General features: G+C 35.4%; 12 protein-coding genes, 1 tRNA gene, 1 other RNA gene and 4 pseudogenes. 12 read left to right on the forward strand and 6 right to left on the reverse strand.

The window, feature by feature from the left end; translation table 11 throughout:
• Positions 1-273 precede the first annotated feature (273 nt).
• Complete coding sequence (gene dapF, locus OOK87_RS01595; RefSeq protein ID WP_253309959.1) at positions 274-1062, reverse strand: diaminopimelate epimerase; 789 nt, start codon at positions 1060-1062, stop codon at positions 274-276.
• The gene (locus tag OOK87_RS01600) at positions 1043-1630 is read right to left on the reverse strand and encodes a nitroreductase family protein (protein WP_253309416.1); all 588 of its coding nucleotides are present in this window, start codon (positions 1628-1630) and stop codon (positions 1043-1045) included. Before OOK87_RS01600 ends, dapF begins: the two co-directional genes overlap by 20 nt.
• Positions 1631-1711: 81 nt before the next feature.
• On the opposite strand from OOK87_RS01600, the gene OOK87_RS01605 reads away from it, so the two are divergent.
• From OOK87_RS01605 to OOK87_RS01615, 3 genes are all read left to right on the forward strand, one after another.
• Positions 1712-2239 (forward strand): biotin transporter BioY, encoded by a 528-nt coding sequence (locus OOK87_RS01605; protein WP_264687867.1) that lies wholly within the window; start codon positions 1712-1714, stop codon positions 2237-2239.
• Positions 2236-2646 carry a DUF1284 domain-containing protein gene (locus tag OOK87_RS01610; RefSeq protein ID WP_319803099.1) on the forward strand — a complete coding sequence of 137 codons (411 nt, stop codon included), beginning with the start codon at positions 2236-2238 and terminating at the stop codon, positions 2644-2646. Before OOK87_RS01605 ends, OOK87_RS01610 begins: the two co-directional genes overlap by 4 nt.
• Positions 2647-3468: 822 nt before the next feature.
• Complete coding sequence (locus OOK87_RS01615; RefSeq protein WP_264687719.1) at positions 3469-3600, forward strand: hypothetical protein; 132 nt, start codon at positions 3469-3471, stop codon at positions 3598-3600.
• A 122-nt stretch (positions 3601-3722) separates the two neighbouring features.
• On the opposite strand, the pseudogene OOK87_RS01620 reads toward OOK87_RS01615, so the two are convergent.
• A pseudogene (locus tag OOK87_RS01620) lies at positions 3723-4738 on the reverse strand (IS110 family RNA-guided transposase).
• Between the two features lie 459 nt (positions 4739-5197).
• Here OOK87_RS01620 and OOK87_RS01625 point away from each other — a divergent pair.
• The 4 genes from OOK87_RS01625 (at position 5198) to petA (ending at position 9671) form a co-directional block, all read left to right on the forward strand.
• Positions 5198-6073 carry a tetratricopeptide repeat protein gene (locus tag OOK87_RS01625; RefSeq protein ID WP_264687869.1) on the forward strand — a complete coding sequence of 292 codons (876 nt, stop codon included), beginning with the start codon at positions 5198-5200 and terminating at the stop codon, positions 6071-6073.
• Between the two features lie 81 nt (positions 6074-6154).
• Positions 6155-6227 (forward strand) — tRNA-Val (locus OOK87_RS01630).
• Positions 6228-6279: 52 nt separating this feature from the next.
• Positions 6280-8985, forward strand: coding sequence for a DNA gyrase subunit A (gene gyrA, locus OOK87_RS01635; RefSeq protein ID WP_264687870.1), 2706 nt, complete (start codon positions 6280-6282; stop codon positions 8983-8985).
• 86 nt (positions 8986-9071) lie between these two features.
• On the forward strand, positions 9072-9671 hold the full coding sequence (gene petA / locus OOK87_RS01640; protein WP_264687871.1) for a ubiquinol-cytochrome c reductase iron-sulfur subunit: 600 nt from the start codon (positions 9072-9074) through the stop codon (positions 9669-9671).
• A 9-nt stretch (positions 9672-9680) separates the two neighbouring features.
• Here petA and priA read toward each other — a convergent pair whose 3' ends face one another.
• On the reverse strand, positions 9681-11684 hold the full coding sequence (priA, locus tag OOK87_RS01645) for a replication restart helicase PriA (RefSeq protein WP_264687872.1): 2004 nt from the start codon (positions 11682-11684) through the stop codon (positions 9681-9683).
• A 100-nt stretch (positions 11685-11784) separates the two neighbouring features.
• Here priA and OOK87_RS01650 point away from each other — a divergent pair, with 100 nt between their 5' ends.
• Entirely contained in the window at positions 11785-13218 is a 1434-nt protein-coding gene (locus OOK87_RS01650) for an ankyrin repeat domain-containing protein (protein WP_264687873.1), read from the forward strand.
• Positions 13219-13604: 386 nt separating this feature from the next.
• Here OOK87_RS01650 and OOK87_RS01655 read toward each other — a convergent pair.
• A pseudogene (locus OOK87_RS01655) lies at positions 13605-13818 on the reverse strand (IS110 family transposase); the annotation flags it as partial.
• Positions 13819-13974: 156 nt separating this feature from the next.
• Between OOK87_RS01655 and OOK87_RS01660 the strand changes: the two are divergent.
• Positions 13975-14616: a hypothetical protein gene (locus OOK87_RS01660; RefSeq protein ID WP_264687874.1), complete on the forward strand. Its 642-nt coding sequence runs from the start codon at positions 13975-13977 to the stop codon at positions 14614-14616.
• A gap of 125 nt (positions 14617-14741) precedes the next feature.
• Here the strand turns inward: OOK87_RS01660 and OOK87_RS07400 are convergent.
• A pseudogene (locus tag OOK87_RS07400) lies at positions 14742-14929 on the reverse strand (hypothetical protein); the annotation flags it as partial.
• Positions 14930-15009: 80 nt separating this feature from the next.
• Between OOK87_RS07400 and OOK87_RS07500 the strand changes: the two are divergent.
• The 3 genes and pseudogenes from OOK87_RS07500 to OOK87_RS01670 form a co-directional block, all read left to right on the forward strand.
• Positions 15010-15137: pseudogene (locus tag OOK87_RS07500) on the forward strand (IS3 family transposase); the annotation flags it as partial.
• A 103-nt stretch (positions 15138-15240) separates the two neighbouring features.
• Positions 15241-15576, forward strand: a transfer-messenger RNA (tmRNA) gene (gene ssrA / locus OOK87_RS01665).
• 22 nt (positions 15577-15598) lie between these two features.
• Positions 15599-16036, forward strand: coding sequence for a ClpXP protease specificity-enhancing factor SspB (locus tag OOK87_RS01670; protein ID WP_264687875.1), 438 nt, complete (start codon positions 15599-15601; stop codon positions 16034-16036).
• The last annotated feature ends 171 nt before the right edge of the window (positions 16037-16207 follow it).

The following is a 16207-nucleotide window of genomic DNA, read 5'->3' on the forward strand; positions in this document are numbered from 1 at the left end:
CGTGTTAGCTAGTTGTCACTCTCTAATCCTGCAAATTGGCGTACTATACTGTCTTAAACGACTTATAAGCGCGTTTCAGCTTATATAGGTAAAAACCCAGAAATGTTGTGAAGACATAAGGTGCACATAGTGCAAAAAATTAAAAATAAGACGCCAACTACGTTGTTTTCTTGCTGTTTAATCTGCACAGATGAAGATAACTGAATACCTTCACTATCATAATAAGGGGGCTGGCGGAGTTTATCAAGTAGTTTTGCATTGTGAAAACAACGATCACAAAAATCCTATATCACCGGTCATGAATACGTTATTTGCCCATTCGATTAATAACTTACCTCCTGGTAAATCTACTGAAGTCTGTTGGGCAGTCAGATATCCACGTAGTGTGGATGCAACAAGTGCTGCACAGGCTGCACTACCGCATGATGCAGTAATGCCTGTACCTCTTTCCCAAACTCTTAAAGCTATTTCTCCAGACTTTTCAACTTGTGCAATACTAATATTAATTTTCTGAGGAAATAGTACGTGATTTTCTAGCTTTGGTCCTAAATTTCGCAATGGTATTTCACTTATGTTATCAACAAAAAAAACTATATGAGGGTTACCAATATTTACTGCAACAGGATCTTTTAGCATTTCAAGCTCTATAGGTAAGTGAAGAGTGTCACACTCAGTAGACAAGGGAATTTCATGCCATTTTAGCAAAGGTTTACCCATGTTAACCTTTATGGATTTATCACCAACTTTAAAACACTCTAAAATGCGTTTGTTTACCAGCTCAATAGTGATATACTCAGTACCTTTTTCTGACATTATCAAATATCCAACACAGCGTGCTGCGTTTCCGCACATTTCAGCTCGACTACCATCAGCATTATAGATATGTATAAAGCAGTCTGCAGCATTAGACATTGTTATAATTATCACTTGATCACAACTGCTTTGATCAGCAATTTGTCTATAGTTCCAGTCTAAATTGTTTGTTGAACGTGAGTCTATGATAACAAAATTATTGCCAGTACCGTGCATCTTGATAAAATTTTTAGGACCTTGGCCACTCATCATAAAAAAATATTTCTTCTATTGGTCTTCTTTTTTTCTTACTTGTTTCAGCACCCTCTTCTTCGTAACCAACCGCTATCACTGACATTACATTAAAATCATCGGATATGTTGAATCTTTCTACTATTTTATCTCTATCAAATCCACCCATTTGATGAGCCATTAAGTTCACAGATGCAGCCTGTAGCATAAGTGCATAATTTGCTGCACCAGTATCATGACTAGCCCAAAGATTTTCTCCTTTACCTCGTTTACGGAAGTTTTTAGCACTGAAAGATATGATTAACACTTGTGCATCTTTTGCCCATTTTTGATTAGATTCATCAAGACAATTTAGCAGCTTTTCCCATGCGCTTTGATTGTTCTGTTTGTTGCATATCACATATCTCCAAGGTTCATCACCAAAACATGAGGGAGTCAGCCTTACAGCTTCCATTAAAATATCCATGTCTTCCTGAGATATTGCTCTTGTAGTATCGTATGAACGTCCGCTGTGTCTTGCTTTCATCAACGATAATAGATCTTGTTTACTTATCATTTTTAATTTAATAGTGCATAAATAATTCATTGTAGCACAATATAAGCAAAATTTAAATTGCAAAACCTCTTATATATATTATATTTTATAAGTTATTTTTATTGGGAAGGTATGTTTATAACACAATCTAGCAGTAGATCAACACTGGCTGAAATATTGTCTTGCGTTTTACTTTTATTCTTGATGGCTCAAATAAGCGTACCATTGCAGCCTGTGCCTATCACATTGCAAACTTTAGGAGTAATGCTTATTGGGCTTAAATTTAACCGCAGAACAGCATTCTATTCTGTGCTTACATATCTATCACTTGGTGCAGCAGGATTTCCTGTTTTTGCGAATTTTTCTGGTGGTTATCACATTTTTCTCGGACCAACAGGTGGATATTTAATTGGCTTTTTAGCTGCTGTCATAGTGATGGGTGAAGTAAATGAACTCTTAAGCCTTAAATGTGAATTACTCGCGCGCAATTCTTTAAGTTGTCTGGCTGGTACAGTTGTAATCTTTATTTGTGGTGTTAGTTGGCTTGCTGTTTACTTGGGTCTGGGACAAGCAATAATGGTGGGTGTTTTACCATTTATCCTTCCTGGTTTGGTAAAAATTTTTCTACTCGTAGCGGTTTTGCAGTATTTGAAAAAGTGATAAGGTTTCGTCCTCATCATTTCATGTGCACCCTCGCGTTTCGGGGATATGGGTATTCTCAGGGTTTTGTAGAAAATTATAAAAAGATAGCAAGCAAAGTAATGAGTGATCCTAACACTCAAATCAAAGTAGTTGGCAATCTTGATAGTATTTGTAGTGCTTGCCCAAACCAGACTAAACAAGGTAAATGCACCGAACAAGCTAAAGTTTTAGAGCTAGATAGAGGGCATATGGGAATTTTAGGAATAAAAATTGGCGAGACTTTAACTTGGAATGAGGCGGTAAAAAAGATTAGAGAGAAAATGTCTTTAAAGAAATTTGATTACGCATGTGAGGGGTGCAACTGGCAGCCATATGGAATATGTAAAAATGCCCTTTTAAATTGTCGTTCCTATAAAGGTAGTTGACAAAATGTTAAGATAAATTGAAGCATTTTTGTGGAAATAGACTTCTTGCACTACCTCCCAAGCCACAACTGTCATTCAGTAGAAAAAAAACTTGCTTGACAAACTCCGCCAGCCCCCTTATTATAATAATAAGGGTATTCATGACTCAAAACTTGTTTTTGACCTGCAGGCTCAATGACAAAATTCAGTAAAAACTCAGGGTATTTATTGGCGGATTACATAAAATTATAGCGGCTGCATGTCTTTTTTATTTTTTCTACATTCAGCCAAATCGCGCTTATTTTAAGCGTTAGCACATTATTACAGCGCCACTTACAGTAATATAGAGTCAAAACTCGCACCACGGGGCTTCTTTTGCCTTTTTTTCCGCTTGGTAAATTTCTTAAATATCTTCTTAAATTTTATAGCTAATCAGTACTGGGATGACAAGAAAGGAGCACTGCTATTATAGAGTGAAATGAGATCCCAGTGTCACGCACTGGGATGACATTATAGGAGCACTGGGATGACATTATAGGAGTACTGGGATGACATTATAGGGGCGCTGGAATGACACCCTGACAATCGTCATCCCGCTACTTGTTAGAGGGATCTAGAGATACCGCGGCGGTATGATGCAGGAAAACCTAGCCAGCGTTAGCCATAACACAACACTTTTATACTCACCAAACCCAATGCATTACTTGCAATTAAGTTTCCTGGATTCCAGACTAGAATGACACCGTCATAAAAGAACCAGTGTCAGCTACTTGCATGACACCTTCCTGATAGACAATGTTCGTACAGTGTCAGCTACTCAGATAACAGGAAGAAGGTGCTGGAATGACAGGAGATACCGTCTTGTTAGTCAACAAAAAAATTATAAAATTTCCCAAGTTGCATCATAAAATCAAAAAATACTTCCAATTGTGTAACAGTACACAGATTATAGTTAGTGGATATGTTGATAAGTAAATTAGTTTTATACGCACAAAACAGATGAAGTTTACTTATCAACATATCCACTAACCAACAACATTCAATAAATTTGTGTAAGATACCACTTTACATAAGATAGATAGGAAGCATTTTTGATTTTAAAGTACTAAACCTTCAGTCAACCTCCTAGCCCTGTAGTTTTTGATATGGTTAGGATCAAAAGCACTTTTGGATGTCAGAATACCGAAAATGATATGGAGTAGCTTACGCATTGCAGCACCAACGATGGCCATATTATGCTTACCCTTTTCCTTTAATCTTTGGCAAAAGCTCATAATGATAGGATTGTGATTCTTAGCTACTATGGCAGGAAAGAAAAGTGCCTTACGTAATGTTTGTGAACCGGATTTACTTAATCTGGGTTTGGCATATACAGAGGAACCTGACGTCATATTTCGTGGTATAACTCCTGTATATGCTGCCAATTGCCTGGCATCTCTAAAAACCTCTATATCAGAAACTTCAGCTAAAATAGCTATTGCTGATTCTTCTCCTATGCCTGGAATAGTCAATAGAAGTTGAAAATTTTCCAACAATTCTTTGTGTTGATTTAATAGTTCACGTACGGAGTTTTTTATTGTTTCTATTTTTTGAGCTATATTCATTGCAAGGTCTTCCCAAGCATTTGCAACTTCTTTAGGCAGTCTCTCTTTTTTTTCTAAGTGGTTATTTACTAATGTTAACTCATCTTTTAACGCAACTGAGCAACGATAAAGATGTTTTAATTTTTTCATTTCAGGAGAAGGTGGTGTCCAACTAGAAGGTTCCTGTCTTTGGCAATAATCAGCAATAACTTCTGCATCGGTCTGATCATTCTTTTGTCGTATCAGCTTACTCCTTGCATAAGATTTTATGCAATAAGGATTTACAACACTTACAAAATGTCCAGCATTGTGTAGAAATTCAGCCAGTGCTTCGCTATAACAACCATTAGATTCCATGCAGGTTTTTACTTTTTCTACATTATGTTTGTGTAGAAAATTCAGTAGACTTTGAAACCATCGTTCTTAAAGCTTCTTTTTCTAGTTTCACGCTTTCCTTTTTTGCTTATAAATGAGAGAAAAACATCAAAGCGATCTTTTGATATATCTATGCCCAAAAAGTTGTTGATCATATATAACCCCATACGTTACCATTAAAAATGAAAAGTAAGGCTAGTCTTGTGAATACAGAATTAGAACCATTCAGGTCTTTCTACGATACCGTCCAGCCTATACTTTTGAGAAGGGAATTCTTATCTCCTCTACAGATTTTATATCTAAGAAGAAGCACAGAGTTCCTCCCTTCTCCACCTAATGCTTAAGCTTAAAACATTAGATGCTTTTGACAAGATACAAGTAGAAGGCTACTTAGATGGCAGGGAGGAGCTACTTGAATGACGGTTCTTATCGTCGGTAAACTTAGAGCCATAATAACTATTTGCCTTTTTTCTACTTAAGTTTGGGTTATGCAAGAAGTCTAATAGAGCGAAATATGGAAGACAAAAGATAAGTGCATTCTACGCAGCATCGCTAATTAATAATATCTTTATTATTGTATGAGATAGGTAATTTAGCATTTATGAATTTGTAATGTGTTACGCATAGCTCAAAGAAATAAGGTTTACTGGTTACACGCTGCAGCCAATGCCACAACACTAGGATCTATGTTTGTCTGCATGTTAATTTGCGTTGTGATTTTATGGAGGTCTTCTGTTACCTATGCTAGTGAAAATTTGGAGATACAGAAGGCCTTTGATAGTGTTGTCAAGCATATAAAAGCTGATAAAAAGTATAAAGATCTTGATATTATTGAGAGAAAAAGTGACAAATTTAATATCAAAATTGCGCAGAATTCTGGCAAGAGTTTTGACATATACTCTACTTTAAAAAAAGCAAAAGATTCCTTTGAGTCAGGAGATAATGAAACAGCTATTTCTCTCCTTAATCAGATCATCACAAAGTTTCCTTATCATAAAAATGCTTTAATTGGATTGGGAAATATTTATTACGCTAATAAAGAATACAAAAAAGCTGTAGAGATTTACACAAGACTGTTAAAAGAATACCCTAGTAACCCTTACATATTAAAAAATTTTCTGACGATAATCTCACAATATGATCCTGATCTGGCGTTGAGTGAAATGTTGAAATTGTATGATATACATAAAAATTATGCTCCTTTATTAGCAAATTTAGGTCTGATTTATATGAAAAAGGAGGATTATGTAAAAGGTAAAGAGTATATGACAACTGCTATTTCCCTTGATGAAAACAATATTTTTTATACCTATAATTTAGCTGTTATTCTAGATAAACTTTCAGATTTTAAAAATGCTACAATATTCTACTTAAAGTTGTTGAACATGGCTACAACTTCGAAAGATGTGAGTGAAAAAATATCTTTATACAAAGTGACAGCAAGACTAAAATTTATAAAACTCCACAGCACGCACCCAAAGATTTCATAAAAGCTTATAGCTTACCTAAATCTAATTTATCGCTATTTTTGTTTACAATAATAATATTGAGCTATAGAATTACATCTAAAGGGGCAATTAGCTCAGCTGGTAGAGCATCTCGTTTACACCGAGGAGGTCGGCAGTTCAAGTCTGTCATTGCCCATTTGCTTAACTGAATGTTAATATTATTAATTACTTCAATCAAAATATAGAAAATGCAGGATAATATAGTACCAATCTCAATAGTAAAAGAGCTGGAAGATTCTTATCTCTCCTACGCAATGAGCGTTATCATAAGCCGGGCTATACCTGACGTGCGAGATGGATTTAAACCTGTTCATAGGCGCATATTATATGCAATGTCAAGGGCTGGATACGATGCTGGTAAGCCATATAAAAAGGCGGCTCGTATAGTAGGGGATGTAATGGGGAAATATCACCCACATGGTGATGCAGCTATTTACGATTCCTTGGTTAGAATGGCCCAAGATTTCTCTCTTCTTTTACCACTTGTTGATGGACAAGGTAACTTTGGTTCGATAGACGGAGATCCACCCGCTTCGATGCGATATACAGAAGCAAGGCTTCACAAAGTGTCGCACTTCTTACTAAATGATATTGACGAAGATACAGTTGATTTTAGGCCAAACTATGATGGAAATGAAACAGAGCCTGTTGTACTGCCTGCAGAATTTCCGAATCTATTGGTAAATGGTGCAAGCGGTGTTGCAGTTGGTATGGCAACCAATATTCCTTCTCATAACCTTGGAGAAATAATAGATGCTTGTATGTTATATATAGATAATCCTGAAGTTACTTTGGATGAGTTACTTGAAGTGATGCCAGGGCCGGATTTCCCAACTGGGGGAACGATTCTTGGAAGGTCTGGAATAAGATCAGCATTTGCAACGGGTCGTGGATCAATTGTTGTGCAAGGCAAGACTCACATGGAAGACCTGCCACAAGATAGGCAAGCAATAGTGATTGATGAAATACCTTACCAGGTAAATAAAGTAAAATTAATTGAGAAGATAGGTGAGCTTGTAAAAGAAAAAAGAATTGATGGCATAACAGAAATTAGGGATGAGTCTGATAAGTCTGGTATTAGAGTAGTAATTGACCTCAGAAGAAATGCTGAAGCAAGTTTTATACTTAATCAAATATTGGGACTAACTCCACTAAGAAGTAGTTTTAGTGTTAACACTTTAGTCCTCAACAACAGGCCTGCTTTGATGTCATTAAAAGAAATCATAGCTGCTTTTGTTGATTTTAGAAAAGAAGTATTAATCAGGAGAACAGAATTTCGTCTAAGAAAAACGAGGGAAAAAGCTCATATATATATAGGGCTCTACATTGCGGTCTTGAGCATAGATGAAGTGATAAAAATCATCCGTGGTGCAAAAGATCCTGCGGAAGCAAGTAGAGAACTTTTAAATAAAGAATGGAAAACTTCAGCTGAGATAAACACAATTATTGGATTAATCTCAGACAGCACAAGCTTTTTGAAAGACGGAGTGTATAGATTAACTGAGCTGCAAACGAAAGCTATTCTTGACATGAAATTGCAACGTTTAACAGGCCTTGAAAAAGACAAATTAGAAGCTGAGCTAAGTTCAATGATCAACCTGATAAAAGAATATATCGCTTTTCTTGGCTCAGGAGAGAAGTTGATGAAAGAAATAAAAAACAATCTACAAGAAATAAAGAACAGATTTGCTGTGCCGCGAAAAACTTCAATAGAGGAATCAGATACGGACATTGAAGCTGAAGATCTAATTCCACAAGAGGATATGGTGATAACCGTAACTATGAATGGTTATATCAAGCGTGTGAAGCTTTCTCATTATAGAACTCAGCGTCGTGGTGGAAAAGGAAAGCTAGGACAAGGATTAAAAGAAGAGGATGTAACCACAAAATTATTTGTTGGGAATACCCACACTAGCCTTTTATTCTTTTCTAATATTGGCCGAGTTTATAGATTAAAAGTTTATAAGTTACCTCTTGCAGAGCCAACTGCACGTGGAAGAGCACTTGTTAATATATTCCCGCTTAGCGATGGTGAAACTATAACTAATATAATGCCATTACCAAGTGAAAATGACGAAAATCAAAACATAGTTTTTGCTACTGCTCATGGGAACATAAGGCGCAACTCTTTAGCGGATTTTCACTATATTCCAAGCAATGGAAAAATAGCAATCAAGCTCGATGAAGGAGATAAGTTAATATCAGTTAAAGTATGCAATGAAATTGATCATGTTTTTCTTTCAACAAGATTCGGCAAAAGTATCAGATTTGTTGTAAGTGATGTGCGTCAATTTAAAAGTCGCAATTCAGATGGCGTAAGAGGTATCAAACTTGCAAAGAATGACAGCGTGATATCCATGACCATATTAAATGGGATAGGTGTAGCAACAGAAACAAAAGAACTTTACTTAAAAGTTCCACTTGCAAAAAGACTGGGGACTGCAATTAATAACTCCATTGATTCTAAATTGGAAAAGACTTTGAATGATTTAGGAATAGATAACGAATTGTTCTTAAAACTTGCAGTGAATGAGGAGTTTATATTAACTATTACCGAAAATGGCTTTGGTAAAAGAACTTCTGCGTATGAGTATAGAATAACTAACAGGGGTGGTGTTGGTATCACCAATATTCTTACTACCAACAGAAACGGTAATGTTGTTGCTAGTTTTCCAGTTGAGCAGGGTGATAATATCATGCTTATTACAGATAAAGGAAAGTTAATTCGTATTTCAGTAAATGATATCAGAATTGCAGGACGTAGCACTCAAGGAGTCACTCTGTTTAAAACAGAGAGTAGAGAAAAGGTGGTGTCAGTAGCGAAAATTGAAGATCCTGATTCCACTGAAGATAGTATTTCTGAAGTTGAAAACTCTATCTCTTCTCAACTGTAGTACAGGTTAAACAAAAAGCGCAAGTTTTTGTTGATTAATACGCAGTATTTAATTTAAAATATATACTTATGGCTAAGTAGAGATCAATGGACAAAAATTTAACTAAAAATAAAAAACCACTGGCAAATAAAGAGGATAAAAAAACACCTCCTGTTAAAGATCTTACTAAAAATAAGAGTAGGAGAGATTTTATAACATTAACTACATGCGCTATGGCAGGTATAGGAGCTGCAAGTGGACTTTGGCCACTGGTTAAGTCTATGAATCCTTCTGCTGAAGTTTTAGCAACTTCCACAGTGGAGGTGAATTTGTCTGGAATTCAGGAAGGACACGGAGTAAAAGTAAAGTGGCAAGGTAAACCAGTATTCATTCGTAGACGCACAAAGCAAGAAATTGAGGCTGCAAGAGCTGTGAATGTGAAGAGCTTGAGGGATCCTCAATTAGATGAGCAGAGAGTATACGAAGAAAAAGATGAATGGTTAATCATGATCGGAATATGTACACATCTTGGGTGTGTGCCGATTGATCACGCTACAAAAGATGGTAACGGTTGGTTCTGCCCTTGCCACGGTTCATATTATGACACATCAGGCCGAGTAATTGGGGGACCTGCACCAAAAAATATGGTTGTACCTGATTATTTTTTTCCCAGTGAGAATGTTGTGGTAATTGGCAAGAAGGCTTAACGGAACTCGTTAAAAAAAACTCACAGGATCAACATCTATTATCACTGCAATACTCGAATTCAAGTTACAATTTTTAATCCAACATTTCAGCTTCTTTTGTATAGATAGACTGTGCTTATTGTGTATTTTTAGCAACACCCTATACCGATACTTATTATTTAAGAAATTTATTGCTGCTGGTGATGTACCAAGAATTTCAAATTCCTTTTTGTCTGCACTTACATTTTTTTCCTGAATACAAGTAGTTGAGCTACTTGTATGACAGAGAAGAGATTTTACTATTTCATTCGCTGCTTTTTGTGTCGCAATCTGATTCTTACCACAAATTATAAGCGCTATTAATCTGCTAAATGGTGGCATTTTGGCTTCGCGTCTTGACTTAAGTTCAATTTCATAAAATGAGTCCCTTTTTTGATGTAGCAATGCTTTTATTATTGAACTTTCAGGATTATTGGTTTGCACTATTACCATTCCTTTTTCATTGAACCTTCCTGACCTGCCTGCAACTTGGTGCAACAATTGATACGTCTTTTCTGCTGCTCTTAAATCAGAATTTTCGAGACTCAAATCTGCATTCATTACTCCAACCAAAGTTAATTTAGGAAAATTGTGCCCCTTAGCAATTATTTGTGTGCCGATTATAATGTTCACCTCTTCTTTCAGTACCAAGTCAATTACGTTACTAACCGACTTCTGATCGCTGCTTATCATCGCAGTTTTTGCGTTTGGTATTAATTTCACCATTTCTTCAAGTAACCTTTCAATTCCTACGCCATAAAGGGAAAATGACTGTTCACTCTGGCAATCAGAGCATTTTTCTGGGAGTTTTAATTGATAAGAGCAATGATGGCACAAAAGAGCATTTTTTTTCTTGTGATATGTAAGCCAAACAGCACAATTTAAGCAGGAAATTTTATATCCACACTTTTTACAAACTGCCAGTTGTGCATACCCTCGGCGGTTTAAAAAGAGCATAACCTGCTGTTTTTTCTCTATGGTTTGTTTGATGCTTTCAAAAAGCTCAGAGGAGATCCATTGCTTGTTGTTCCTCATATCTACTACTTTAATGAGTGGCAATTCTGCACCACCGAATCGCTTGGTTAGCTTTACATGATTATAATTCCCGCTTTTAACATGATGAATCGTTTCAAGCAGTGGAGTTGCTGATGATAAAATAATCGGAATATTTTCAAATTTGGCTAAGATTATCGCCATATCTCGAGCATTATATATAATTCCCTGTTCTTGTTTAAAAGATGAGTCGTGCTCTTCATCAATGATAATCAATTTTAGGTTTTTATAAGGCAAAAAAAGCGCTGACCGTGCACCAATAATTATCTGCGCATTTCCACTTGCTATATTGAGCCAATTATTCCGGCGAGTTTTTGGAGTGAGACCTGAGTGCCATTCAGCTAAGTTTTTTGATATCTGACCGCGAACACGATTTACCAATTGTGAAGTTAAAACAATTTCAGGCAAGAGGATTAAAATTTGTGCACTGTTTACAGTTTCTACCAATTTTGCAATTGCGGATAAGTAAACTTCCGTTTTTCCAGATCCTGTCTCACCGTCAAGCAAAGTCACTGAATACTCATTCAAACTGCTTATTATTTTATCGCTAGCTATCTGCTGTTCAGGGTTTAATTGGCAACTTATTTCACTTATTTCCTGCTTCTGCTTAGCACAAACCAATTTATCTATTTGGTTTACTTTTAACACTCCTCCCATTATCACTTTGGCAAGCATACCAATAGGTATTAAGTTGTATTGCGCAACCCACTCTGCAAATGTAATCAATTTTGGTCTAATATTTGGTAAATCGATTTTTTGCTCAATAAATTTTAATGCTCGACCACTCTTGTCACTATATTTCCAAACTATTCCGATCAAGCGTTTTTTGCCAAATGGCACCACTACGTAATCTCCAAGTAAAATCTCAGTATTTTCCTCAATTGCATACGAAAATAACTGATCAATTGGAAGTGGTAGTAATACATCAACTGTTCTTGTCATAGCAGCCTAAGTTTAGCACTGTTTTGAAAATATTCGTTTGATTTTTGTGGATTAAACTGGTATAGTATTATACTAAATTAATTTGATTGGGGGAGTGAGTATGATTCCAAAAATACGTAAAGAGGCATTCAAAGTATTAGGATTGTCAGAGAGTGCAAGCACAAAAGAGATTAGGAAGGCATATTGCAAGCTTGCATTGAAATGGCATCCCGACAAATGGTCAGATAAAAGCCAAGAAGAGCAAAAGACAGCAACAGAAAAGTTTAAAGAAATATCAGTAGCATATAAAATATCAATAGGCGAGATGACTGAAGAATTCATTAGCAAACAGCCTAATGATGATTGGATTGACAACTTGGCTGAATATTTTGAAAACTGGGCAAAAGAATTTCTTAGAGAGCGCTACGGCTCACATCTAAGTGAAGAAGAGGTTGATTTATTTAAGGCTCTTGATGATAAAGATCTAGCCAAGACAAAAATTTTGTTAGAAAAAGTCAAAAATATCAATTCACAAACCAGACCTTTTGATTCATGGACTGGGGAGTCAATATTGCACTACATTGTAAAAAATTCCTGCAGCAATTTTGAATCAGGTTGGATAGAGCTACTTGAAGAAGTTTTATCAAAGTATAGCGCTAACAATTCAATATCAGCTCATAATAGCAGTGTCGAGCTATGCTCACAACTTAACGCAATAGATGTTAATATTTTGATGGAAGGTATTGGCACCCCTTTATATATTGCATGTGATCTAGGTAATCTTGATGTCATAAGTATGCTTCTAAAGCATGGAGCAGATCCTAATACATGTAGTGTATCTGAATTTACACCGCTGTATTATGCTCTAGAAAAAAGCAAAAATGATGTTGTTAAGGTACTGTTTGAACACGGTGCTGAAATTGGTGTAGGTTCTGTAGAAGAAAAGTTAATTATCGGCAATATTACAAAATATAGTCAGAGTACAGTAGAAATGCTTTTACCGTATGCATCTAATAGGCAAAAAAGTAAGATGTTACAATGTATTGCTTACAGTGATAGTGTGGAAACTGATCATGATATTGAAATTGCAAAATTACTATTGAAGGCAGACGCTGACCCTAAATTTTGTGGTCAAAAAGAAAAGGGGGAGTCAAACGCCAGTGCATCATGTTGGGCCGACTTTAAAAAGAAAAGTAAGCTTGTAAAATTATTTAATGAACACAAAGAAAAAGCAACTAACAATAACTTACATACAGTGGAAAAGCAAAGTGCTCAGCCACCTATAACAGATAATAAGAATCATCATTCTCCACAAAAACAAGCTTCAGGAATTTCCCCAAGAGTTATAGGCTTAGCATTATTATTTGGTGCTGTAGGAGCCACACTAGCTGCAATAGGAATTATACCTGAGATTGTTGCTATTGGAGTAGTTGCAACTGCTGTATTATTAGGAATTGCAGGTGCAGCATTAGGTGGTATAGTAGGGTATCTTACAGACATAACAGTAAACAAATGTTGTAATAGTGAAGCTGTTAGCTGCATAACTAACAACTAATGTCATTCAAATAGCTCGTCTAGGCATGTTTTTTTTCTGGATTCTATAGTATTTTCTAAAACGAATGATAAACGTCTAAAATGGTATTACCAACTAAAAGGTGTAAGTCTGTACATTGATGCATTAGAGGTCTGAGGCGACTTTTGATGGTGTGCCAACAATGCTCTATCGGATTTAGATCTTACTATTACCCACAAATATAAATGTTTGTTGCATAGCTCTTAATGGCATAACTTTTGCTTGAAATAACTGTTTATATGGTGCAATTTACAGCTTTTAGTTGCTAAAATTATAACTCTTAGTTTAATAATTTTAATCCAATAAGCTTTCAGGTTAATAAAATTAAATTATTTGAGTAAATACAATACTATGTTTTTATTTGTGGGTAATAGTAAGTCTTTTACCCCATCGTTTTTTGCGATGAATTCAGCATATTTTTCCAACAGTTTTGCATCTAATTTATCGGTTTTTGCAAAGTGATTGCAGGCTTTTGCAAATGCATATGCCCGATTTGGGTGAGCTCTATGAACAGCTATGTTATACAACTTTATTACAAGTTTCTCATAACCTCCTGTTTACACATAACTTAACAAATACGTTAGCTTGTCTACCTATTTTGCCATTCTGCTGAACGGATACATCCGAGTAGCACATCCTTTACTTTGTAGGTATACTTTTTTTGACATGCGGTTATATCTTTTTTAATATAAAGGATATATACTTATGCATTATATATTTTTTTGTATGAGGAGTTATATGAAAATGAAGAGATTATGCGTTTTGGCTGTGTTGCTTACTTCATCTCTAGCAGGTGCAGCTAATAATAGTGCAAGTAAGTCAGAAGATCAGTACTATGCAGGTTTAAACTTTGGTGCTGGATGGGGTGGTGGCTTTGTAATGAAACCTAGCGTTGTTTTTGGTTATCATCATGACAAAAACTCTAAGTTTGAACTTGAGGTTCTTGCTAACATGAGTGATATTGCTAATAAGGATACAAGGAAAATAGGGGCTAGCTTATTGGCAAATTATCGTTATTACCCTGACCTTGATATTGATCCCGTTAAACTATATGTCAGTGGAGGTTTAGGAGGATACTTACAAGTAATACCTTTTGGCTTTGGTGAAGGTGGTAAAAGCAAAGATTCAAAACCTCAAGATCCAGGAGCTACCACTACTTCGAGTGCAGGTGAGGTTACTGGAGCTGCTGCAGAGGAGGCATCTGTAGTAGATAAAATACTGGGTTCTATTTCCTATAAACTGAAGGTCGGTGTTGATTATGAAATTGCTCCACAGATAGTTGGTGCAGTTGGTATTGCTGCAGGCGGGCAACTAAGTGGTATAAAAGCATTACAAATACCAGATGCAACTCTGGAGGTAGGAATACGTTATAATTTTTAATGCTGCTAAATTGTAACTTAGTTCATAAAGGTAGAGACAATGTTGAGGATGAAATAAACAGCATTGAAAAAATCTGGAAATATATGAGATACTTTTCGAATATGGTTTTGAATGCTAACTATAGATTAAAAAAATAACAAGAAAAAGGGTAAACTCCAGTATTTGTAACCGTTCACGGATTGTGAGAATGAATAAGGAACTAGGTCCAAAGTGTGATGGTATGGATTTAGTATAAATAATTCAGGATGCTTGTGTCCACTGGTTACATATAAATTCATAAGGTTTTGAGAGTTTTGAGTCTTTTTGCGTAATATAACAAAGTTGTAAAGGTGTAACCATAATTCCTCCTTCGATGGCAATTTCTTATGTATCATACCATCACACTTTGGACCTAAGCACTCTGTTCAACAAGCTAGAACTGCTATATTTGAATACATAGAAATTTTTACAAAAAACAGCGTAGGCATTCTGCTATTAATTATTGCATTCCTGAACATTGTGATTCATTATTCTTTTTGTAAAAAATTTTCTTAACTTTCTCTCCACTTTTTCTGGGTAAGGTCACAGAATTTTTTACTGGAAATCTTAATTTTGTCTTAGCAATAAATCAACTTAAGGTCATAATATCTTGACATTTATTTAATGTTGCTATATAATAGCTATGTACATTTTGTGTACTATAGCAATAAAATCACCCTGTAATAGGTGTATTGGACCCGAGGGCAGTACTCGGCGCCTCCACCATATTTTTAATTTATATGGGGGCGAATAAGGATCGACATGCATAGTAAAGATGGTAGTTTTGCTCGGTTAGACACCACCGCTAAGAGTTCATAATTTAAATGCAAACGATAATTTTGCTGCTGAAGACAATGTTGCAATAGCTGCTTAATTTAAGCACTATAACTTCATTGCTATAAGCACGGTTCAGGGAACGCCGGGTAACAGAAGTTCCCCAAAAATTTATGTATGTGAAAGTTATATGGAGCAAACAGATTACAAAAAATTGCTTAATTCTGCTAAGTTTCAAGTTATCAAAAAGACTTTAGATGTTATATCAGGTAATGGTTTTATCCCTCATTTAGAAATATTATTTTTCACATATTTTAATGGTGTAACCATGCCAGATCATTTGAAAAAGTCATACCCCACTCAAATGCTTATTATATTACAGCATCAATTCTATGATTTAAAAGTTTCTGAGGATAAATTTAGCGTCAGTTTGAGTTTTCAAGGAAAACAAGAGCGAATTACTATACCGTTTTTTGCTATTAGTGAGTTTCGTGATAAAATTTCAGGAGATGTTTTAATATTTGACAAAATCAGTATCGATTCTGATAAAGAATACAAAAGTGAAAAATGTACTGAAAAATTATCAAACGGTAGTATTATATCCATAGATCAACTGCGTGGTGAGTAATTGCTCATCTTTGTAAACAAAAAATATTAATAGAAAAAAGTGGTCTAACTTAAGTAATAGAATAGAGGAATACTATCGTAGACAAATATGCTAAATCTTTAATTGTTTATTAACGCAGGTGGCAAAATTTTTCTTACATATCATCAACTTTCTTTATTGAAAAATTCAGAA

This window comes from Wolbachia endosymbiont (group A) of Sympetrum striolatum, from assembly GCF_947250715.1.
Lineage (GTDB): Bacteria > Pseudomonadota > Alphaproteobacteria > Rickettsiales > Anaplasmataceae > Wolbachia.

Excerpts from the sequence above, each read along its gene's own strand:
- OOK87_RS01670 (WP_264687875.1), top strand. The coding sequence starts at position 15,599 with ATGGAGCAAACAGATTACAAAAAATTGCTTAATTCTGCTAAGTTTCAA.
- gyrA (WP_264687870.1), top strand. The coding sequence starts at position 6,280 with ATGCAGGATAATATAGTACCAATCTCAATAGTAAAAGAGCTGGAAGAT.
- petA (WP_264687871.1), top strand. The coding sequence starts at position 9,072 with ATGGACAAAAATTTAACTAAAAATAAAAAACCACTGGCAAATAAAGAG.
- OOK87_RS01605 (WP_264687867.1), top strand. The coding sequence starts at position 1,712 with ATGTTTATAACACAATCTAGCAGTAGATCAACACTGGCTGAAATATTG.
- OOK87_RS01650 (WP_264687873.1), top strand. The coding sequence starts at position 11,785 with ATGATTCCAAAAATACGTAAAGAGGCATTCAAAGTATTAGGATTGTCA.
- OOK87_RS01600 (WP_253309416.1), bottom strand. The coding sequence starts at position 1,630 with ATGAATTATTTATGCACTATTAAATTAAAAATGATAAGTAAACAAGAT.
- OOK87_RS01660 (WP_264687874.1), top strand. The coding sequence starts at position 13,975 with ATGAAAATGAAGAGATTATGCGTTTTGGCTGTGTTGCTTACTTCATCT.
- priA (WP_264687872.1), bottom strand. The coding sequence starts at position 11,684 with ATGACAAGAACAGTTGATGTATTACTACCACTTCCAATTGATCAGTTA.
- dapF (WP_253309959.1), bottom strand. The coding sequence starts at position 1,062 with ATGAGTGGCCAAGGTCCTAAAAATTTTATCAAGATGCACGGTACTGGC.
- OOK87_RS01615 (WP_264687719.1), top strand. The coding sequence starts at position 3,469 with ATGACAGGAGATACCGTCTTGTTAGTCAACAAAAAAATTATAAAATTT.